The organism is Virgibacillus carmonensis, assembly GCF_057836705.1.
Map to the genome: position 1 here is coordinate 1 of NZ_JBYQFJ010000001.1, position 20,680 is coordinate 20,680.

General features: G+C 39.4%; 19 protein-coding genes. 13 read left to right on the forward strand and 6 right to left on the reverse strand.

The features are described from left to right. Window positions 1-140: 140 nt before the first annotated feature. The 4 genes from AC3G7N_RS00005 to AC3G7N_RS00020 are packed head-to-tail and all read right to left on the reverse strand — an operon-like array spanning window position 141 to window position 4,837. Window positions 141-1,160 carry an aldose epimerase family protein gene (locus AC3G7N_RS00005; protein WP_489420077.1) on the reverse strand — a complete coding sequence of 340 codons (1,020 nt, stop codon included), beginning with the start codon at window positions 1,158-1,160 and terminating at the stop codon, window positions 141-143. Window positions 1,161-1,172: 12 nt separating this feature from the next. Next, window positions 1,173-2,651, reverse strand: a complete 1,479-nt coding sequence (gene galT / locus AC3G7N_RS00010; protein ID WP_489420078.1) for a UDP-glucose--hexose-1-phosphate uridylyltransferase — start codon at window positions 2,649-2,651, stop codon at window positions 1,173-1,175. After that, window positions 2,648-3,652: a UDP-glucose 4-epimerase GalE gene (galE, locus tag AC3G7N_RS00015; RefSeq protein WP_489420079.1), complete on the reverse strand. Its 1,005-nt coding sequence runs from the start codon at window positions 3,650-3,652 to the stop codon at window positions 2,648-2,650. The genes galT and galE overlap by 4 nt, the downstream gene beginning before the upstream one ends. Further along, complete coding sequence (locus AC3G7N_RS00020; RefSeq protein ID WP_489420080.1) at window positions 3,653-4,837, reverse strand: galactokinase; 1,185 nt, start codon at window positions 4,835-4,837, stop codon at window positions 3,653-3,655. A gap of 161 nt (window positions 4,838-4,998) precedes the next feature. Between AC3G7N_RS00020 and glcP the strand changes: the two genes are divergently transcribed. The 8 genes from glcP (at window position 4,999) to AC3G7N_RS00060 (ending at window position 14,750) form a co-directional block, all read left to right on the forward strand. Further along, complete coding sequence (glcP, locus tag AC3G7N_RS00025) at window positions 4,999-6,363, forward strand: glucose transporter GlcP (protein ID WP_489420081.1); 1,365 nt, start codon at window positions 4,999-5,001, stop codon at window positions 6,361-6,363. 422 nt (window positions 6,364-6,785) lie between these two features. Then, window positions 6,786-7,781 (forward strand): Gfo/Idh/MocA family protein, encoded by a 996-nt coding sequence (locus AC3G7N_RS00030; protein ID WP_489420082.1) that lies wholly within the window; start codon window positions 6,786-6,788, stop codon window positions 7,779-7,781. Window positions 7,782-8,057: 276 nt separating this feature from the next. Next, window positions 8,058-8,999, forward strand: a complete 942-nt coding sequence (locus AC3G7N_RS00035) for an ROK family protein (protein WP_489420083.1) — start codon at window positions 8,058-8,060, stop codon at window positions 8,997-8,999. 80 nt (window positions 9,000-9,079) lie between these two features. Beyond that, the gene (locus AC3G7N_RS00040) at window positions 9,080-10,336 is read left to right on the forward strand and encodes an ABC transporter substrate-binding protein (protein WP_489420084.1); all 1,257 of its coding nucleotides are present in this window, start codon (window positions 9,080-9,082) and stop codon (window positions 10,334-10,336) included. Window positions 10,337-10,422: 86 nt separating this feature from the next. Beyond that, window positions 10,423-11,346 carry a carbohydrate ABC transporter permease gene (locus AC3G7N_RS00045; RefSeq protein ID WP_489420085.1) on the forward strand — a complete coding sequence of 308 codons (924 nt, stop codon included), beginning with the start codon at window positions 10,423-10,425 and terminating at the stop codon, window positions 11,344-11,346. A gap of 15 nt (window positions 11,347-11,361) precedes the next feature. Continuing rightward, on the forward strand, window positions 11,362-12,186 hold the full coding sequence (locus AC3G7N_RS00050) for a carbohydrate ABC transporter permease (protein ID WP_489420086.1): 825 nt from the start codon (window positions 11,362-11,364) through the stop codon (window positions 12,184-12,186). A 35-nt stretch (window positions 12,187-12,221) separates the two neighbouring features. Next, a complete protein-coding gene (locus AC3G7N_RS00055; protein ID WP_489420087.1) occupies window positions 12,222-13,475 on the forward strand; it encodes a Gfo/Idh/MocA family protein in 1,254 nt (417 codons plus the stop codon). Between the two features lie 282 nt (window positions 13,476-13,757). Next, a complete protein-coding gene (locus tag AC3G7N_RS00060) occupies window positions 13,758-14,750 on the forward strand; it encodes a LacI family DNA-binding transcriptional regulator (RefSeq protein ID WP_489420088.1) in 993 nt (330 codons plus the stop codon). Window positions 14,751-14,765: 15 nt separating this feature from the next. Here the strand turns inward: AC3G7N_RS00060 and AC3G7N_RS00065 are convergent, their stop codons facing one another. Beyond that, on the reverse strand, window positions 14,766-14,969 hold the full coding sequence (locus AC3G7N_RS00065; protein ID WP_489420089.1) for a hypothetical protein: 204 nt from the start codon (window positions 14,967-14,969) through the stop codon (window positions 14,766-14,768). A 19-nt stretch (window positions 14,970-14,988) separates the two neighbouring features. Continuing rightward, window positions 14,989-15,177 carry a hypothetical protein gene (locus AC3G7N_RS00070; RefSeq protein ID WP_489420090.1) on the reverse strand — a complete coding sequence of 63 codons (189 nt, stop codon included), beginning with the start codon at window positions 15,175-15,177 and terminating at the stop codon, window positions 14,989-14,991. Window positions 15,178-15,344: 167 nt separating this feature from the next. Here AC3G7N_RS00070 and AC3G7N_RS00075 point away from each other — a divergent pair, with 167 nt between their 5' ends. From AC3G7N_RS00075 to AC3G7N_RS00095, 5 genes are all read left to right on the forward strand, one after another. After that, a complete protein-coding gene (locus AC3G7N_RS00075) occupies window positions 15,345-16,061 on the forward strand; it encodes a GntR family transcriptional regulator (RefSeq protein ID WP_489420091.1) in 717 nt (238 codons plus the stop codon). Between the two features lie 112 nt (window positions 16,062-16,173). Further along, complete coding sequence (locus AC3G7N_RS00080; protein WP_489420092.1) at window positions 16,174-17,346, forward strand: SIS domain-containing protein; 1,173 nt, start codon at window positions 16,174-16,176, stop codon at window positions 17,344-17,346. Further along, entirely contained in the window at window positions 17,333-18,493 is a 1,161-nt protein-coding gene (gene nagA, locus AC3G7N_RS00085) for an N-acetylglucosamine-6-phosphate deacetylase (protein ID WP_489420093.1), read from the forward strand. The genes AC3G7N_RS00080 and nagA overlap by 14 nt, the downstream gene beginning before the upstream one ends. Window positions 18,494-18,498: 5 nt before the next feature. Continuing rightward, window positions 18,499-19,416 carry a hexose kinase gene (locus tag AC3G7N_RS00090; protein ID WP_489420094.1) on the forward strand — a complete coding sequence of 306 codons (918 nt, stop codon included), beginning with the start codon at window positions 18,499-18,501 and terminating at the stop codon, window positions 19,414-19,416. Window positions 19,417-19,442: 26 nt separating this feature from the next. Continuing rightward, a complete protein-coding gene (locus AC3G7N_RS00095; RefSeq protein ID WP_489420095.1) occupies window positions 19,443-20,429 on the forward strand; it encodes a tagatose 1,6-diphosphate aldolase in 987 nt (328 codons plus the stop codon). Window positions 20,430-20,680: the final 251 nt, after the last annotated feature.

The window sequence follows — 20,680 nt, forward strand, 5'->3', positions numbered from 1 at the left end:
CTCGAGTGTCTAGGCGCTGGAGCTAGACAGATAATCGCCAAAATTTTATACTTTCGTTGCTCTTAAAAAAGAACTGAACAGCGCTGTTCAGTTCTTTTTAATAGGAGGCTAATTTCATCATTTCCCGGGAAATATCGACATTATTCCACTTCAAAAGAAAACTTCGTACGTTTTTTATATTCCGAGTTAGCTTCTAAAATTACGCCTGGAAAACCATCATGATGCAGGGAAGCTGGAGAACCTTGTGTTTCGAAACAAACACCAAGATATTTCCTTGAATCACTTTCACGTAATTCCAGATCTGTATGTAAACCGTTTCCTGTATACATCACCATTCCTGGTTGATCCGTTTCAATTGTTAGCATTCTACCCGAATCCCCATCTTTAACAACGACATGTCCTTCACTGTCAAAAACAAAATAATGATCATAGCCATTACCGGCAATCCCATGCTGCCCGGAGTCGTTTTTAAAGCCATCAGAAAGAACACGGCCATCACGAAAGTCAAAAGATGTATCAAAAACATCTGCTAGTTGACCAGTCGGAATAAGCTGTTCATCAAGCTCAACATACTTCGCACTATCCATGGTAACGTGATGGTTATGGACGGTATTCTTTAAATCCCCACTTAAATTAAAATAAGAATGATTCGTTAGAGCTATAGGTGTAGTCTGATCTGTAGTCGCATCGTAATCAATCATAAACTCATTATTATTATTCAGTGTATAGGTAACGGCAATATCCACATTACCTGGATATCCGCCATCACCGTCCGCACTAAAATGGGTGAGCTTTAACCCAATAGAATCTGGAGTTTGAAAAGGATCAACCTGCCAAATAACGTGATGAAAACTTCCATGAAGATGGTTATCTCCATCATTTGCTTCAAGGGAATACGTCTGCCTATCGAGTTCAAACGAAGCACCTTGAATTCTTCCTGCAACCCGTCCAATTAATGCCCCGAAAAAGGTTGGATTTATCTCATAATCAGCATAGTTTTTATACCCCAGGACGACATTTTCCACTTTGCCATCATGATCTGGTACCATAATCTTCGTAATAATTCCACCGTAATCGAGCACACTTACAGACATCCCGCGATTGTTTACCAGTGTATATTCCTGCCATTTATCCAAAATAGCGTTAGTTTCCATGTTCATGATCATCGCCACCTATTTGTTTAATGCATCAATAAATCGTTCAAATGCCATTTTCTCCTTGAAGACTCCGGCATCCTCAAGTACTCTCGCAAACTTCTTGCCTAATTCTTTTTGTAACACAACCTCAGCCTCTGCACCATCTGATAATAAACCATATTCCTTCATCAGTTCTGCTGCCCATTCCTGGTGGTAAGCAGCTACATCACTCGATTCACCAAGCAAAAACTTCTGGATTTCGCCAAGTTCACCTTTCAATCTTGCTGGTAAAACAGCGAGTCCCATAACTTCAATTAATCCGATATTTTCCTTTTTTATGTGATGGACATCAGCATGTGGATGAAAAATACCTAGCGGATGTACGTCGGATGTACGATTATTGCGTAACACAAGGTCAAGCTCATAAGCACCATCTCGTATTCTAGCAATTGGCGTTACTGTATTGTGTGGCGTATCACCTGAAAATGCTTTTACATCCGCAAGCTCATCCGAATAACCTTTCCACGTTTGTAAAATATGGTCAGCTGACTCAAGTAACACATCCTTATCAGCACTCTTAAGTCGAATTACTGATAATGGCCATTTCAAAATCGAGGCAGAAATACCCGCATATCCATTCAATTCAAATGAAACGGCATCACTAGCATTCGTCATCGCAAATTCATAGCGACCTGCCTGGTAATGGTCATGACTTAAAATGGACCCACCAACAATTGGTAAATCTGCATTGGAGCCAATAAAATAATGCGGGAATTTTTCGGTAAACGTAAGCAATCGTTCAAATGCCTGTTTATCAATCTTCATGTTGCGATGTTCTTCTGCAAGTAAAATACTGTGTTCGTTATAGTAAACGTATGGTGAATATTGCAGATACCAGTTTTCTTCGAGCAATGGAACACGAATGACGCGGTGATTGGCACGCGCTGGATAACCCGTTCTGCCCGCATACCCTTCATTTTCTACACATAAAAGACATTTAGGATAGTCTACTTTTTGTTTCATTTCACGTTCCCGTTTAATTTGCTCGGGGTCTTTTTCCGGTTTGGATAAGTTAATCGTAATGTCGAGTTCGCCATATTTGCTATTAGCCTTAAAATGGATGTTCCTGCTAATTCGATTGGTTTGGATGTAATTACTGTTTTTGCTTAAATTATAAAAGTAATCAGTCGCAGCTTCAGGTGAATCCGCATATTTTTCATTAAAAACAGCATTCACTGCAGAAGGGCGTTCCACAAAGCAATTCATAATATCTGCTGCAAGGATTTCTTTATCATCAAAGACATTCTCAATTATGTTATTCTCAACCGCATAAGCAATTACTTTTTCGAGTAAATTGGGTATAGAATCATCTGTTGCCGCATCAACCTTCTCAGGAAAAGATTCTAACTGAAGGAGATCGATGACTCTGTTTCTCGCATAGATTGTATCCCCGGGTTCAATTAGCTCGACGTCAATTGCCTTTTCAATCAGTCCTGAAACATGCTGAAAAATCATCGGTCATCGACTCCTTCTCCATAGCCATTTGGACGAGTAGTGTGCCAATTCCAGGCATCCTGCATGATCGTTGTAATGGAAGTTCGTGATGGCTCCCAGCCCAATACCCGCTTAGCTTTTTCAGAGCTAGCAATTAAAACACCAGGATCACCAGCGCGCCTTTCGCCAGATTCCACAGGGATTTCTTTTCCCGTAACGGTTCGTGCTGTTTCAATCATTTCTTTAACGGAAAAGCCTTGATTGCTTCCAAGGTTGAAAACGTCGCTCGTCCCGCTATTTTTTAAATAATCCAATGCTAGAAGATGTGCTTTAATAAGATCTTCCACATGAACATAGTCACGGATACACGTGCCGTCAGCCGTGTCATAATCTTCACCGAAAACGGAAATGTGCGAACGCTGTCCAATTGCTGCCTGTAAAATAATCGGAACAAGATGCGTTTCTGGACGATGGTCCTCACCAATTTCGGCAGATTCCCTAGCACCGGCTACATTGAAATAACGCAAGGAAACATACTTGATTCCGTGTGCCTGCTCGGTCCATTTCATTAGTTTTTCCATTGTCAGCTTTGTTTCCCCGTATGTGCTGGTTGGATTTGTTGGCATTGTCTCGGTAATCGGTACAGATTCAGGTTCACCATACGTTGCCGCTGTTGAAGAGAAGACGATGTTTGTCACATTGTTTTCGACCATCGCTTTCAGCAAAACCTGTGTGCCGTATACATTATTATCAAAGTATTTAAGTGGATCTTCCATTGACTCACCAACAAGCGAATTTGCTGCAAAATGAACGACTGCCTCAATCGATTCTCTTTTAAACACCTCACGCATGAAATCAATGGTACGAATATCCCCCTGGTAAAATGTAACATCAGGATGGACCGCGTCCCTGTGACCGGTCTCCAAATTATCAACAACTACCACTTCTTCGCCTCGATCAATTAACTGGTAAACTGCATGGGAGCCAATATAACCTGCTCCACCTAAAACTAATATGCTCATTTATAGCACTCCTTCCATAATTTCTTTCGCGCCATCGCCAATCATTGCAGTATAAAATGTTGCATCATAGCCGATTGCCTCCCGATAGATTGTGTTCACATTTTTCTTGAAAGGTTCTACCTGATCACGCTCAACAATTGCAATCGCGCATCCGCCAAATCCAGCTCCAGTCATACGCGCACCCATTACACCATCCTGATCCCAGGCTGCTTGAACAATCGTATCAAGTTCAACGCCTGTAACCTCATAATCATGCCGAAGTGACTGGTGCGATTCATTCATTAATTTTCCAAAACCTATCAAATTATCCTGACGCAGTTTCTCAAGTGCTTCCAGTGTTCGAACATTCTCATAGACAGCATGCTTTGCTCGCTTCACATTAATTTCATCTTTAATTAAATGTTTATGCTGGCCAAATTGTTCTTTTGATAATTCTCCAAGACTCGTAATCGGGAGCTCTGTCTGCAAATCAGCAAGTGCTTGCTCACATTGTTTGCGTCGCTCATTGTATTTGGAGCCAGCTAATGTTCGCTGCTTATTCGTATTAATAATCATAATGACATGATTCTTTAACACGATCGGTGCATATTCATGCTCCAATGTTTGGCAGTTTAATAGAATCGCATGGTCTTTCTTTCCCATGCCTATCGAAAATTGATCCATAATTCCACTGTTTACACCAATGTATTCGTTCTCTACCTGCTGACCAAGTTTTATCATCTTGATACGATCAATTTTTAAATGAAACAGTCCTTCCAATAGTACCCCAGTTGCCATTTCGATGGAAGCAGAAGAGGAGAGGCCAGCACCGTTTGGTATGTTGCCGTAAAATAAAATGTCTGCACCCGATTCAATAGCATGGCCTGACTCCAGAATGTAAGTAATCATTCCTTTCGGGTAGTTTGCCCAACTTTGAGCCTCATTATAGGAAAGGTCGGCTAGATCACATTCGATGATTCCAGTTTCTTGAAAATTCATCGAGTAAAAACGTAACTTTTGATCGGTGCGCTTTCTTCCGACTGCATATGTTCCAAAAGATATCGAAGCGGGGAAGACATGACCGCCGTTATAATCAGTGTGTTCGCCAATGAGATTGATTCGGCCTGGGGCGAAAAAGATAAGTGGCCTATGTTCTGTATGGAAGATGTTTTGGAACTCCTGTAATAAATTTGGTGTTTTAGTCATTGTTACCTCCTGAGTAAAATTTATTATTTTATTGCAATCACAAATGTGTTACCATTAAAATTAGATAATTAATTTAATTAATTAAGTCTAGTTTACTAATTTTCAACAACTTTGTAAACGCATTCTTTCCATTTATTTTAAAAGAAGAAAGGTTGAACGATATGAAAGGTAAAAAAATTAATAAAAAGATGATTTTTTTCTTTGGAGCATTAGGAGGACTCCTGTACGGCTATGACATGGGCGTAATTTCAGGAGCATTGTTGTTTATTAAAGATGATATTCCTTTAACCAGCTTTACGGAAGGATTGGTCGTTAGTTCGATGTTAGTAGGGGCAATTTTTGGAGCCGGTTTCAGTGGGCCACTTTCGGATAAATTTGGCCGGCGTAAATTAGTATTTATTATCGCAATCGTATTTGTAATTGGGTCACTTATATTAGCGCTAGCTCCTAATTTAGCGACACTTTTAATTGGCCGTTTAATCATTGGTTTAGCAGTCGGGGGCTCTACCGCGATTGTACCTGTTTACTTAGCAGAAATGGCGCCCACAGAATCACGTGGATCGCTTGGTTCGTTAAACCAATTAATGATTACGATTGGTATTCTTTCTTCTTATCTAGTGAACTATGCTTTCGCAGGGATTGAAGGATGGCGCTGGATGGTTGGACTTGCTGTTGTTCCATCATTGATTTTAATGATCGGTGTTATATACATGCCAGAAAGTCCAAGATGGCTACTTAAACATAAAAGTGAAGAGGCAGCCCGCCGTGTCCTCGGATTAACACGAAAGCCAGAACAAGTGGATACTGAAATTCACGACATGATTGAAATTAATCGTATTTCTGAAAGCACTTGGAAAGTCTTATCATCTTCTTGGCTACGTCCAACACTCATAATCGGCTGTATGTTTGCATTATTTCAACAGATCATTGGTATTAACGCCATTATCTATTATGCACCAACCATTTTTAATGAGGCTGGGTTAGGTGATGCAACTGCCATTCTTGGAACTGTAGGAATTGGCGCGGTGAATGTGATCGTTACGATTTTTGCACTGATGATAATAGATAAAATTGATCGTAAAAAATTGTTGATCATTGGAAATATTGGAATGGTCGCATCATTAATTATGTTGGCCGGGCTGATAGGTACATTAGGGCTAGATTCAAACTTCGGGGCATGGATTATTGTTGCTTGTCTGACTTTATTCATTGTCTTCTTCGCGTTCACGTGGGGGCCAGTACTATGGGTTATGCTTCCTGAGTTATTCCCAATGCGTGCACGTGGTGCCGCAACAGGAATTGCCGCGCTTGCCTTGTCCATCGGTAGTTTGTTAGTCGCACAATTCTTTCCAATGTTGTCAAGCGCACTCGGAATTGGACAGGTATTCTTGATATTTGCCGCAATCGGAATCGGCGCGTTAATCTTTGTTATTAAATTCTTACCGGAGACACGCGGCCGCAGTCTAGAGGAAATTGAAGCAGAATTAAGAGAGCGTACATCAGCCAAGGATGTAAAAGAGGCGTAGTTTATTGGAAGGAGCTTGACAGTTGTCGAGCTCCTTTTTTTGGTTGGAATGCGAGTTGATCGACAGCGGTAGAAAGTTGATCGTGAGGACGCGAGAGTCGAGCGACAGCGGTAGAAAGTTGATCGCCAGGGCGCGAAAGTCGATCGTCAGGGCGCGAAAGTTGAGCCACTGCGGCAGAGAGTTGATCGACAGCGGTAGAAAGTCGATCGCCAGCCCGCGAAAGTTGATCGACAGCGGCAGAAAGTTGATCGTGAGGGCGCGAGAGTTGAGCGACAGCGGTAGAAAGTCGATCGCCAGCCCGCGAAAGTCGATCCACAGCCGCAGTTATGTATAGGGGAGAACCATAAAAACGGAAATATTTTGTCCAACACTGGTCCTCAGGTATAATTATATATAATTCAGTAAATAGAGGAGGCACATTAATGACTAACGTACATTGGGGAATTCTAAGTACAGCCGGAATTGCGCAAAAGCAACTAATTCCAGCATTACAGCGGGCATCAAATGCAGTAGTAACGGCAATTGCAAGCAGTAGTGGGGTGGAAAAGGCAAAAACTGTTGCTGATAAATTTTCCATCGAAAAAACCCATGAAAACTATGAAAAGTTATTAGATGATCCGGAAATTGATGCTGTTTATATCCCGTTACCAAATCATTTGCATAGGGAGTGGGTCATTGCAGCAGCCAAAAAAGGGAAGCATATTCTTTGTGAAAAGCCAGCAGCGGTCAATACGGCTGAATTTGAAGAAATGAAATCGGCATGTGAGGAACACCAAGTAATTTTCATGGAAGCATTTATGTATCATTTCCATCCGCAACATGACCGTGTAAAACAAATCATTGATTCAGGTGAAATTGGTGACGTTTCCTATATGCGAGCCGCGCATTCCTTTTATATGAAAAACCGGGACAGCAATGTTCGCATGAAATATCAAGATGGTGGCGGGAGCCTGTATGATCTCGGTTGTTATGCCATCCACGCGATAAGAAATGTCCTTCAACAGGAACCGGAAACCGTGCAGGTTCATGCTGTAAAAAATAATGGGGTAGATACGGATGCATATGCCTATTTAACGTTTCCAAATGGCGTACATGCAACATTTGATTCAAGTTTTAACCTGACAGATCGTAATGAATATGAAGTGGTAGGTACAGAAGGACGAATCGTAATTCCGAGAGCATTCCGACCAGACAAAAATGGAGGTGATGGCTTAATTATCGTTGAAAAACAAGGCGTGACGCGGACGGAAACAGTAAACACCGATCAATACCGTGATCAAGTGGAACATATCTCCCAAGCAATTTTGAATGGGGATCATATACTTCATAATGATTTTGAAAACACCCTTAACAATTTGCGTGTAATTGATGCTTGTGTAGAATCGATGGAATCCGGAGAGCGAGTAAGGATAGGTTAAATAGAATAGTTTATTGTGTGAAGGAGCTTGATTTTTATCGGGCTTCTTTTTTGTGTTGTAAGGAAGTGTTCCGAGTTACGGACTTGTCGCACGGAAAGGAATGGTATAAAAACTTATGGAAATAGTCAAAAAATTAATAGACAAACAAAATATGCTGTGATAGGATAAAATTAATTAGTAAACATTTTAATGAATTTATTTACTAAATTTATTTATTTTTAATGTAAACGCAATCATAATTAGTTTATCAAGAAAGAGATAATGAGGTGACTTTTGGTGAAATATGGATTAGGTGTTGATGTCGGTGGTACAAAAATTGCTGCAGTTATTATTAACCACCATGGAGAAATTCTTGAGCGTGTGGAAGTTCCAAGTGTACCTGACGATAGAGAAAAGATGCTTGATCAAGTAATTTATAGTATTGAAAGTGTTTTAGTAAATTCCAATCTAGAGATATCAATGATAGAGGGAATGGGGGTAGGTGTTCCTGGAAAGGTAGACCGTGAAAACGGAATAGCGGTTTACCAAAATAACTTGCCATGGAACAATTTTCCTATAGTAAAACGATTGCAAGACTACTTTTCGTTGGAAAAGATCATTATTGACAACGATGTATATATGGCCGCTTATGCAGAATGGTTAGTATCTAAAATAAAGAAGCAAGACACATTTGTGTACATAACTGTTAGTACTGGAATATCCTGTTCGATTATACATGAAGGATCATTTATACGTGGGGCGGGTTTTGCTGGCGAGCTGGGTTTGTTCCCTGTTAAGTCAAAGTCTTCTTTAGGTGGAATTGGGAATCTGGAAAAGTCGGCTTCTGGCCCAGCAATTTTAAGGCTAGCAGAAACATCCTTAAATAAACCGGATATTACTTCTGATGAATTCTTTCATGAATACCTTGAGGGCAATGTTGTTGCGGTTGATGTTATGAATGAAGTGATAGAGTCGTTGGTACATGGTCTTTATTCAATTGTATGTTTATTAGATCCCCATAAAATAATCTTCGGGGGTGGAGTGATAAATCACCATCCATATATGTTGGATCTAGTGAAAAGTTCATTAAAAGATTATTTAATTCCTGAACAACAAGGTGTTTTACAAAGAATTGGAACAAGTCATTTTAATAAGAATGCAGGACTTGTTGGGGCAGGATTAAAAGGCATGAAAAACATGAGTGCTGTACCAAATCTCCATCAAGGGGGTGTTGGTTAATATCTCATTTAAATTACCTAGTACGATAGTTTTTTAAAGATAAAATTTAATAAAGAACAAAATGGATGGAGGGTGTTTGTATGTTTAGAAAGTATTTATTTATTCTCTGTGTTGTTATGTTGGTAATCGTAACTGGGTGCTCATCAGAAGAGGAAGCTTCTACAGATGGCAAAACTACTATAAGGTATGGATATTGGGATAAAAACCAACAGGATATGATGAAGGACTTAATAAAGGAGTTTAATAAAGAAAATCCTAATATTAACGTGAAACTGGAATTAACTCCTTATGATCAGTATTTTACAAAGTTAAACGCATCTGCCACAGGTAATAATTTACCTGATGTGTTTTGGATGAATGGTCCTAATTTTGTTAAATATGCATCGAACGATATGATTCAACCAATTGACGAAAACATTGCTGAGGATGATTTAGATTTATCACCATACCCTAAAGGTCTTCTTGGCCTTTACCAATATGATAAAACAACATATGCGTTACCTAAGGATTACGATTCGATCGGGCTATGGTATAACAAGAAGTTATTTGATGAAGCGGGGGTCTCATACCCAGACGAAACATGGGATTGGGACGATCTTGTTAATGCATCTAAACAGTTAACCGACAAGGATAATGGTGTATATGGAATTGCTGCGTTTATTCAAGACGCTCAAGCAACCTACTTTAATACAATTTTGGCTAATGGTGGATCCATTATTTCAAAAGATAAATCTGAAGCAGGTTTCGATGATCCAAATACAGTAGGAGGAATACAAAAATATCATGATTTAATTCATAAATATGAAGTATCTCCAACACATGCACAAATGGAAACTACTGATGCAACGAGTATGTTCGAATCCGGAAAGGTCGCTATGATGTTCCAAGCTTCCTATATGATTCCTGAATTCAAGTCTAACGAATATACAAATAAGAATGCAGATGTAGCTGTCCTACCTAAAATGAAAAAACGATCTAATGTTATACATGGTTTGGGAAATGTAATAGCTTCAGATTCTGAGCATAAAGAAGCCGCTTGGGAGCTTGTGAAGTTTCTAAGTTCAGAAGAAGCAGCTAAAATACAGGCAGAGGCAGGTATAATCCCTGCATATGAAGGCACTCAACAGGCATGGTTAGAATCAGCTCCAAACTTCAATTTACAAGCTTTCTTAGATATGGCTGAAGTCTCAGAACCTTATCCAGTATCAAAGGATACTTCTAAATGGTCCTCTATTGTCCAGGACAACATAGCTAAGGCATGGTCAGGGCAAATAACTGTTGAGGAAGCTAGTAAGATTATTGATAAAGAAGTGGAAAAAGTTTTGGCTGAGGAGTAAAGTTACTTAAAATTCAACTAGCACAAGTGGGCTCGCATTTCTATTAAACTAGCCCCTTGTGCCTTACATAAGCGGGGTGAGTCGTGATGGTACGTAAGGAAAATTCAATTAAAGCCACAAAACTGGGTAGTAGTGCTAAGCGAAAGGACATGTTTTGGGGATATTTATTTATTGCACCTACTTTAATAGGTCTACTTATCTTTTACATTATCCCAGTCTTTCAAACTTTCTTTTATAGTTTTACCGAATGGGGGGACTTCGGTTCCTATTCCTTGACTGGATTGGATAATTTTAAAGTTTTGTTAGAGGACCCGGATATATGGAAGTCTTTTAGAAATACATTAATTTATGCATTTACTATGGTACCAATTAGTATTGCATTCTCCATTTTTGTTGCTGTTTTATTGAATCAGAAAATAAAAGGACTTACTGTATACAGAACACTATTTTTTCTTCCGGTTGTCACTATGCCAGCAGCTATCGGGATGATTTGGAAATGGCTTTATAATTCCGAGTATGGCGTTATCAACCATGTGCTTAACTGGGTTTCTGTTTCAGGTCCAAATTGGTTGACCGATCCGGATTGGGTTTTAATTGCGATTATTATTGTCGGTGTATGGAGTGTAATTGGAACCAATATGGTCATTTTATTATCTGGCTTACAGGGAATACCTAAGTCTTATTATGAAGCAGCTTCTTTAGATGGTGCGAGTGTTACATATCAGTTTTTTAGAATAACACTTCCCTTATTATCACCAACTATATTCTTTGTTGCAGTTATCTCGTTTATTTCAGCATTTCAAGTATTTGATTATATATTTATGATGGTCAGTCCAACCAATCCAGCCATTGACAGTGCACAATCAGTTATTTACGTATTCTTCCAATATGCATTTGTTTTAGGTGATAAGGGTGTTGCAGCCGCAATGGCATTTGTTCTGTTTATGATCATATTAGTCTTAACAATTGCTCAATTTAGGCTTCAAAAAAGATGGGTACATTATGATTAAAAAGAAGGTGAGAAGATGGAAGTCAGTAAACAAAGGAAGTTATTGATACATGTAGCATTGATATTAGGAGCAGCTTTTATGGTTAGTCCATTCTTATGGATGATTCTTACGTCTCTCAAGTCATTAGCAGAGTCTGTTCAAATACCTCCAAAGATTTTCCCATCTGATTTTAAATGGAGTAACTATGCAGAGGTATTTCAATCATTTCCATTTCTCGGATTTTATTGGAATACCATTATAACAACAATTGCTAAAACTGTAGGGCAGTTGTTTTTATGTTCTTTAGCAGCCTATGCTTTTGCTAGAATTAAGTTTCCAGGTAGGAACTTCTTTTTTATATTATATTTATCAGTATTAATGATTCCACCGCAAGCATTTCTGATCCCACAGTATCAAATTATTGCAGACTTGGGATTATTGAATACATTAACGGCATTAGTTTTACCAGGATTATTTAGCGCTTTCGGTACATTTTTATTGAGACAGTTTTTTATGACGTTACCCGACGAATTAGAAGAAGCTGCTAAAATAGATGGATGTAATCATTTTCAAATCTATTGGAAGATTATGTTGCCACTTGCTAAGCCTGGATTAGTTGCTCTTGCAATATTCACGATTATTTGGTCTTGGAATGATTTTTTATGGCCATTGATCGTAAATAGTTCTCCGGAGAAGATGCCATTGTCAGCTGGACTATCTTCGCTACAAGGGCAATATAGTACGAACTATCCCATTTTAATGGCAGGGACTTTTTTAGCATCATGGCCACTAATTCTAATTTTTATCTTCTTCCAGAAATCTTTCGTTGAAGGGATAGCATTAAGTGGCAAAAAAGGTTAAGAAAATCTTCAGTTATACACGAAGGAGAATTTTATATGATAAAAGCAATACTGATAGGTGCTGGTGATAGAGGAGCGAAAGCATATGCTCCTTATTCCATTTCTTATCCACATGAATTAGAATTTGTAGCGGTTGCTGAGTTAAATTCTGAAAAAAGAAAGTTTTTCGCGGAAGCGCATAAACTTCCAAGTGATCGCTGCTTTTCGTCATGGGAAGAAATGTTGGATGAACAAATTGAAGCGGATGTTGCTTTTATTTGTACATTAGATCGCCAGCACTATAAACCAACGATAAAAGCAATTGAAGCAGGATATCATGTACTGTTGGAAAAACCGATGTCGCCTGATCCTGAGGAATGTATCTCAATGGTTGAAACAGCTAAGAAACATAATAGACTTTTAACGATATGCCATGTTCTCCGCTATACGCCATTTTGGAATACTATCAAAAAGATTATTGATGACGGCGATATTGGTGATATTGTATCTATTCAGTTAAATGAAAATGTAGAAATCATGCACATGTCACATAGCTTTGTTCGTGGGAATTGGAACAATAGCGACGATTCGAGTCCGATGATTTTACAAAAGTCTTGCCATGATATGGATATCCTAATGTACTTAATGGATCAAAAATGTAAACATGTAAGTTCATTTGGATCACTGATGCACTTTAACGAAGCGAACAAACCAGAAGGGGCACCACTACGATGCTTGGATGGATGTCCGGTTGAAAATGAATGTTCATTCCATGCTGGCAGATATTATTTAGGAGAAGGAAAAGGATGGGCGAAGAAATTCACCACTGACGATTCTCGAGAAGGAATCATTCACGCATTAAACACCACACCTTATGGTAAATGTGTCTATCAATCGGATAATAATGTTGTCGATCATCAGGTAGTAAATCTGGAGTTTGAAAATGGTGCGACAGCAACTTTTAGTATGTGTGGATTCACACGAGAACAAACACGGATTGTTCAAATTATGGGAACTAAAGGTGAAATCAGAGGAAAGATGGATGAAAACTCCATATCCGTATTCAATTTTCTAACGCAAAATGAAACGGTTATCAACCTCAATAAACCGCTTGGTGGCCATGGCGGTGGTGATGACGCGATTGTGAGAGATTTTTTGAAAGAGGTCAAAAACTATCGAGAGACAGATACACCATCTGCTGTTGTGTCACTTGAAAGTCATTTGTTAGCTTTTGCTGCTGAAGCTTCAAGGCTTGATAACGGCAAAGTTATTAATGTAGATCGTCATTTTAATAAAAGACTAGTGAATTAGTCGAGTTGCAGTTCATAATTTCCATACTTAATTTTCGATTTGATTTGCAAGCAGCATGGTTATGTAGCGCTCCGGAAGAAGTAGCGGCACAAATCTTGTTGCATAATAAGTGCTAGCATGGTGATAGAGTAAACCTACATTCTTTAGTAATGATTATGTTAATAGATAAGGGCAGCTATTATTTAATACTGCCTTTTTTTATATAGTGCTATTACTAGTTAAAAATGATATTATGAAACTAGTAATTATGGGATAGTACGATGGTTTGGAGAAGGTGATTTTATGGCAACAATCAAAGACATAGCACAAAAAGCTGGTGTTTCACCTGCGACTGTATCACGGGTACTTAATTATGATGCCAGCTTATCTGTCGCTGATGCAACAAAGAAAAAAGTATTTGAAGCAGCGGAAGAGCTTTCCTATCGGAAAAGACCAGGCAAACGATATACAGGCCAAAAAATTGCTGTAGTTCATTGGTATACAGAAAAAGAAGAGCTGAGTGACCTGTATTATTTATCGATTAGACTCGGAATCGAACAACGGTGTAAACAGCTTGAATTGGATCCTGATATTTACTTTTTTAATAACATAGATGATATAAATGCTGCTGAAATTGAAGGGATTATTGCTGTCGGGAAATTTAGTGACCAGCAGGTAAAAGAATTAATCGCTATTAACCCCGAAGTAGTTTTTGTTGACTACAGCCCTAATGAAGATAAATATGATGCAGTGGTCATTGATTTTGAAAAAGCTACAAAAAAAATAATTGATTACTTTATTTCAACGGATCATAAGGAAATTGGATTTGTTGGTGGTCGGGAGTTTTTAAAAGGCCAAACAGAACCTTTGGACGATTTACGTGAAAAGACGTTTAAAAATTACATGCAAGAAAAAGGCATCTTTGATGAGCGCTTTGTTTATGTTGGATCCTTTTCGGTGGATGATGGGTACAATTTAATGGCAAAAGCAATAGAGGAATTGGGAGAAGATTTACCAACTGCCTTTTTTACAAGTAGTGATGTTATGGCAATTGGAAGTTTACGAGCACTACATGAAGCCGGTGTTGCTGTCCCGGATCGCGTGAGTGTTATCGGTATTAATGACATGTCTATTTCAAAATATGTTTATCCATCATTAAGTACAATTAAAGTATATACAGAACTCATGGGTGAAACAGCAGTTGATACATTGATTGAGCGGCTGGAAGGCAGGAAGATAGCAAAAAAGGTTTTTATATCAACGAAACTCGTTGTGCGGAAGAGTGTCAGATCTTAATGGTCTGGCTCTTTTTTAAACTTGATCGGCAATGTCCAAAAGTTGATCCACTGTAGCAAAAAGTCGATCGTCAGCCCCAGGAAGTTGATCTACTATAGCGGAAAGTCGATCGTCAGCCCCAGAAAGTTGATCCACTGTAGCGGAAAGTCGATCGACAGCCTCAGAAAGTTGATCCACTGTAGCGAAAAGTTGATCGACAGCCCTAGAAAGTTGATCCACAGCCGCAAAAAGTCGATCGTCAGCCAGAAAGTTGATCCATTATAGCGGAAAGTCGATCGACAGCCCCAGGAAGTTGATCCATTGCAGCGGAAAGTCGATCGACAGCGCCAGAAAGTTGATCCACTGTAGCGAAAAGTCGATCGACAGCCCCAGAAAGTTGATCCACTGTAGCGAAAAGTCGATCGACAGCCCTAGGAAGTTGATCCACTGTAGCGAAAAGTCGATCGTCAGCGCCAGAAAGTTGATCCTAAAAAAGTCCCTAAAGTAAAGGACAAAACCAGTATCTAATCTGGTTTCGTTCTTTACTTTTCAATAGTTGTATTTTATACTTAACTCAACTGGTTATAACCACTATTGGAGGTGACATTTCAATCATTGGATAAAAAGAGTAAGGTGCCGTTGTATTTACAACTGATGGAGGATTTAATTAAGAAAATAAAGAATCAGGCATATCGTGAGAATGAAAAGTTGCCGTCCGAGCGTGAACTGTGTGAGATATATGATATGAGCAGGATAACGGTTAGGCAGGCGTTGCAAGAATTAGAACGTGAAGGATTTATTTATAAGTTGCATGGTAAGGGTACATTTGTAGCACCAAAATCCTATAATCAAAATCTAGTGAAGCTATACAGTTTTACAGAAGAAATGAAGCAAATAGGAAAGAAACCTACAACCAATGTCATGTCATTTAAGGAAATGGCTGTAGATGAACGATTGGCTGATAAAATGAATCTGGAACCATTGGATGAGGTTTTTCAGGTTGTTCGCCTCCGCCTTGCGGATGATGAACCGTTAATGTATGAAACGTCTTATTTGCCTAAAAAGATATTTCCGCACTTAACCAAAAGTGGTCTGGAGCAGAGGCCGATGTATGATGTTTTTTATGAGGAATATCAAGTGAATGTGACGAAAGCAATTGAACGATTTTCTGCGACGATGATTCGAAAAGAAGAAGCTGGCCACTTACATATGTTGCCTGAACAGCCGGCCATGTTAATTAAGCGTTATGCTTATCATAATGAGAAAGTAATTGAGTATACAATTAGTGTCGCTCGTGGTGACAAATTTGATTATACTGTTGAGCTGACATGATAACTCTATTAGGCACGTATTTGATGTTTAGTAGAGTTGTTTTAAAGGTTAACTGGTAATGACAACATAACCACTATAAGAGGTTTATTACAAAAAAATTGGAGGACATTAAATGTTTAATTTAACTGATGAAGAATTAGTATCAAAAAAAGCGGTTCATACTGCAAAAGAAATCCACCAACAGCCAGAGGTATGGCAGGAATTATTCTCGTTACTTGCTGAACAAAAAGATTCATTAAAAGGATTCATTACATCTATTTACGAAAAACATAGCCAGGTTCGCGTTATTTTTACTGGTGCGGGAACTTCTGCGTTTGCGGGTGATGCACTTGTTCCAGAATTGCGCAGGCAAAATAAAAAGAATGTACTTTTTGAAGCTATCGCGACGACGGATATCGTATCTAATCCAACAACATATCTAATCGCAGATGCGCCAACGATCATGGTGTCATTTGCACGATCAGGCAATAGTCCTGAAAGTGTTGCAGCGGTGTCGTTAGGTGAAAAAATGATTAACGACTTTTACCAGGTGGTCATTACATGTAACCAGGGTGGGCAGCTTGCTAAAAATACGCAGGATAACAACCGAAGCATGACCGTTTTAACCCCAGAAAAAGCCCATGACCAAGGATTTGCAATGACAAGCAGTTTTACAAGTATGATTATTGCAGCCTATACACTGTTTGCGGAAAATGAATTTACCAGTAGTGAAGCAGAACAATTAATTAAAAGTGCTACGAGATTAAGAGATACCGTGACGGGCACCGTTGATGATGTATTAAATTTTGATTTCAATCGAATTGTTTATTTGGGTTCTGGTTTGCTCAGTCAGCTTTCGCATGAAGCTGCTTTAAAAATGCTGGAGCTTTCTGCGGGGCAGGTCGCTGCGATTCATGAATCATCGCTCGGATTCCGCCATGGTCCGAAGTCCATCTTGAATGAAAAATCTGTGACGGTCTTATTCATGTCGCGAGATCCGCACACAAGGAAATATGACCTGGATATTTTACGCGAACTTGCGGATGATGATTCTGGGATGAAAGTAGTCGCTCTTACGGAGAAAAAGGATCAGGAAGTGGAAGAACTTGCAGACTTTACAATATCCGTAACCAACAATGAGGAAACGCTCGGTAATGATTTTCAGCTTGCATTATTATACATTATGTTTGCCCAAACATTAGCACTGAAAAAATCATTACAGCTAGGTAATACACCAGATAACCCTAGTCCAGATGGGCGAGTGAATCGTGTCGTGCAGGGTGTTACGATTTATGACTACGAATAAGTATTATCTAAAAGCAAATCGATTTTTACTTGAAAATGAAGAGAAAACGAGCGCATATTTACAGATTAGTAATGGTAGATTCGGAGAGTTTGTAGACATCGTTCCATCGGGCGCAGAAATCGTTGACTGGAGTGGATTCACGATAGCGCCCGGTCTAGTTGATACGCACATTCATGGGATTAATGGCCATGACATCATGGATGGTACGACTGAAGCGGTTCACGGAATCTCTGAAGCATTACCAGCAATAGGTGTTACCCGATTTTTGCCTACAACATTGACATCGTCGGAAGCGGATTTAAATAATTCCATTCGTGCAGTAGTTGAAGCAGTTAAATCTGGCCTATCAGGTGCTAAATCGGAAGGGATTTTTTTAGAAGGTCCCTATTTCACTGAAAAACATAAGGGTGCGCAAAACCCAGGGTATTTTCGTAACCCTGATTATGACGAATTTAAACAATGGCAGGAGCTATCTGAAAATACAATTGTAAAAATCGCCCTTGCCCCTGAACGAAATGGAGCAATTGATTTTATTCGAAAAATTAGTGATGAGGGTGTTCTTGCGAGTATTGCACATACTGATGCTAGCTATGATTGCTGCACGGATGCATTGGATGCTGGCGCAGGTAACTTTGTTCATTTATTTAATGGTATGTCGGGATTGCACCACCGGGAACCAGGTGTTGTTGGGGCGGCGTTGACCGACACGGATGCTTTTGCTGAGTTAATTTGTGATGGTCACCATGTTCATCCAGATATTGCTTCAATGGTGGTAAGAATAAAAGGAGATAAAACAGTTTTGATTACGGATTGTATGCGAGCTGGATTGTTGCCAGATGGAAACTATCATTTGGGTGAATTCCCTGTCGTATTAAAAGATGGGGTGGCCCGAACTGAAACTGGATCATTAGCTGGCAGTACATTGCGGTTAATGGATGGTGTGAAAAATTTGCAAGCATGGAGCGGTCGTTCATTGAGGGAAATCTGGCATCTAGCATCTCTTTCTCCAGCAAAAAGTATCGGACGGAATTTAGAGTTTGGTAGCATTCAACCTGGTAAGCTGGCTGATTATGTTGTCTTAGATAACGGTTTGAACGTCCAAGCTACAGCGGTTGAAGGAAAAATTAACTATCAAGTGGAGAGGTGAACCAAATGATTTTAACTGTTACATTGAACCCCGCTGTTGATATTAGTTATAAGCTTGACCGGTTTTCTCTTGATACGGTTAATCGTGTGAGCGATATTTCTAAAACAGCTGGGGGGAAAGGCTTGAATGTTACGAGGATCCTCCAACAGCTAGGAGAAGACGTTAGTGCTACAGGTTTCTTGGGTGGTAGTTTGGGAGATTTTATTCGGGATAATCTTACTAGTGTCACGGATTACTTTGTGAATATACAGGGTGATACACGCAACTGTATTGCAGTGATCCACGAAGGTAGACAGACGGAAATTTTAGAGAGTGGACCAGTTATCACAAAGGGTGAGGCTGCATTATTCTTAGAAAGATTCTCTGAGCTGATGCGTGATGTAGATATCGTTACGATCTCTGGAAGCTTGCCGATGGGTTTAATAGACGACTTTTATGAAAAATGTATTACGATTGCCAGTTCTCATGGTGTTCCAGTTTTGCTCGATACGAAGGGTGAGCTATTGAAAAAGACGCTTAAAAGCAAACCTTTTTTAATAAAACCAAATCTGGATGAGTTGGGAGATTTACTTGGTAAGAAAGTTGATGAGGAAACCGGGATTGTTGAAGCATTGAAGATGAGCTTGTTAAATGATATCCCGTGGATTGTTGTCACAAATGGGGCAAAAGGTGCCTTTGTGAAACATGGACCGAATATATACCGGGTTCGTGCACCTAAAGTCAATGCTGTTAATCCAGTGGGATCTGGTGATTCTGTGATTGCAGGATTTGCAGCGGGGCTATCTCGTGGTTTGGCTGAAATGGAACTAATTAAATTTGGCGTAACGATGGGTGTATTAAATGCAATGGAAGAAAAAACCGGTCATGTTAATCTGGATTATTTAGATTGGTGTACAAGGCAAATTAGTATGGAGAAGGTTTAATAAAACAAACAAAGGAGGATAAAGCAATGAAATTATCACCAGGCAAGCAACGTGGATTAGAATTAATTTCGGATGAAAATAATATGATTTTTGCGACTGCAATGGATCAACGGGGTTCTTTAGGTAAGATGATCCAATCTTTGAATGAAACTATTACATATGAGGAAGGGTTAAGTAAATTTAAAGAGGGAGTTAGTGAGGTACTTGGAAATCAATCTTCCTCTTTACTGCTTGATCCAGAATACGGTTGGGACGCTGCTAAGAAACTAAATGAAGATGTTGGTTTGATCATGGCATACGAAAAAACTGGTTATGACGCAACTGAAAAAGGCCGGCTTCCTAATTTAGTTGACGATTATGCGGTGCAGGATCTTGTAAAAGAAGGAGCTAGCGCACTTAAATTACTCGTTTACTATGATCATAAAGAAGACGCGAAATATAATAAAATTAAAAATGCCCTCATTAAACGAGTCGGCGATGAATGTAAACAAAATGACATGCTGTATATATTAGAGCCGGTTTCCTATAGTGCAGAAGGTCTTTCAGGTAAGAGTGCAGAATTCGCTAAAGCAAAACCGGAAATCGTTGAATTCTTTATGGAGGAATTCTCTAAAAAAGAATATGGCGTTGATTTATTGAAAGTGGAAGTACCTGTATCTGTTTTTCATATTGAAGGCTACGACCAATACGATAACTATGACCCTGTTTATACTCAGGAAGAAGCGGCTCAGTATTATCGCACCTGTTCAGAAAAAAGCGGTGTGCCATTTATCTATCTAAGTGGCGGTGTGACAAATGAACAATTCGTCGATACGCTTCACTTTGCAAAAGAAGCTAAATCCAAGTTTAGTGGCGTTCTTTGTGGGCGAGCAACATGGAAAGATGGTGTGAACGCATTTGCTGAAGATGGCAAGGAAGCCTATTATAAGTGGCTTGAAACAAAGGGAACGGATAATCTGAATAAGGTTAAAACGGCTGTTAAGGAAACCGCGACACCTTGGAGTGAGTTTTAGGTAATTGTTTGTAAAACTATTTAGTCTGCGGGGATAGTAGTTTATCTCTGTAGGCTTTTTTTTGGTGGGAGTCGCGCATCAAACAGGATAGTCGCGCAGTAACGCTTCGGAATCGCGCACTTGCTAATTAAATTCGTGCGATAACCTGTGCGCTGCACGATTTGAAAGTAGTGTCGCGCGAATCTGTCGTGATATCGCTCGTATTCACAATGTTATCGCCCGATTGTAGTCTCAGTCCGCGCGATTTCCGA

Excerpts from the sequence above, each read along its gene's own strand:
- galE (WP_489420079.1), bottom strand. The coding sequence starts at position 3,652 with ATGAGCATATTAGTTTTAGGTGGAGCAGGTTATATTGGCTCCCATGCA.
- AC3G7N_RS00080 (WP_489420092.1), top strand. The coding sequence starts at position 16,174 with ATGTTTAATTTAACTGATGAAGAATTAGTATCAAAAAAAGCGGTTCAT.
- AC3G7N_RS00090 (WP_489420094.1), top strand. The coding sequence starts at position 18,499 with ATGATTTTAACTGTTACATTGAACCCCGCTGTTGATATTAGTTATAAG.
- nagA (WP_489420093.1), top strand. The coding sequence starts at position 17,333 with ATGACTACGAATAAGTATTATCTAAAAGCAAATCGATTTTTACTTGAA.
- AC3G7N_RS00095 (WP_489420095.1), top strand. The coding sequence starts at position 19,443 with ATGAAATTATCACCAGGCAAGCAACGTGGATTAGAATTAATTTCGGAT.
- AC3G7N_RS00005 (WP_489420077.1), bottom strand. The coding sequence starts at position 1,160 with ATGAACATGGAAACTAACGCTATTTTGGATAAATGGCAGGAATATACA.
- glcP (WP_489420081.1), top strand. The coding sequence starts at position 4,999 with ATGAAAGGTAAAAAAATTAATAAAAAGATGATTTTTTTCTTTGGAGCA.
- AC3G7N_RS00030 (WP_489420082.1), top strand. The coding sequence starts at position 6,786 with ATGACTAACGTACATTGGGGAATTCTAAGTACAGCCGGAATTGCGCAA.
- AC3G7N_RS00040 (WP_489420084.1), top strand. The coding sequence starts at position 9,080 with ATGTTTAGAAAGTATTTATTTATTCTCTGTGTTGTTATGTTGGTAATC.
- AC3G7N_RS00020 (WP_489420080.1), bottom strand. The coding sequence starts at position 4,837 with ATGACTAAAACACCAAATTTATTACAGGAGTTCCAAAACATCTTCCAT.
- AC3G7N_RS00055 (WP_489420087.1), top strand. The coding sequence starts at position 12,222 with ATGATAAAAGCAATACTGATAGGTGCTGGTGATAGAGGAGCGAAAGCA.
- galT (WP_489420078.1), bottom strand. The coding sequence starts at position 2,651 with ATGATTTTTCAGCATGTTTCAGGACTGATTGAAAAGGCAATTGACGTC.
- AC3G7N_RS00045 (WP_489420085.1), top strand. The coding sequence starts at position 10,423 with ATGGTACGTAAGGAAAATTCAATTAAAGCCACAAAACTGGGTAGTAGT.
- AC3G7N_RS00060 (WP_489420088.1), top strand. The coding sequence starts at position 13,758 with ATGGCAACAATCAAAGACATAGCACAAAAAGCTGGTGTTTCACCTGCG.
- AC3G7N_RS00050 (WP_489420086.1), top strand. The coding sequence starts at position 11,362 with ATGGAAGTCAGTAAACAAAGGAAGTTATTGATACATGTAGCATTGATA.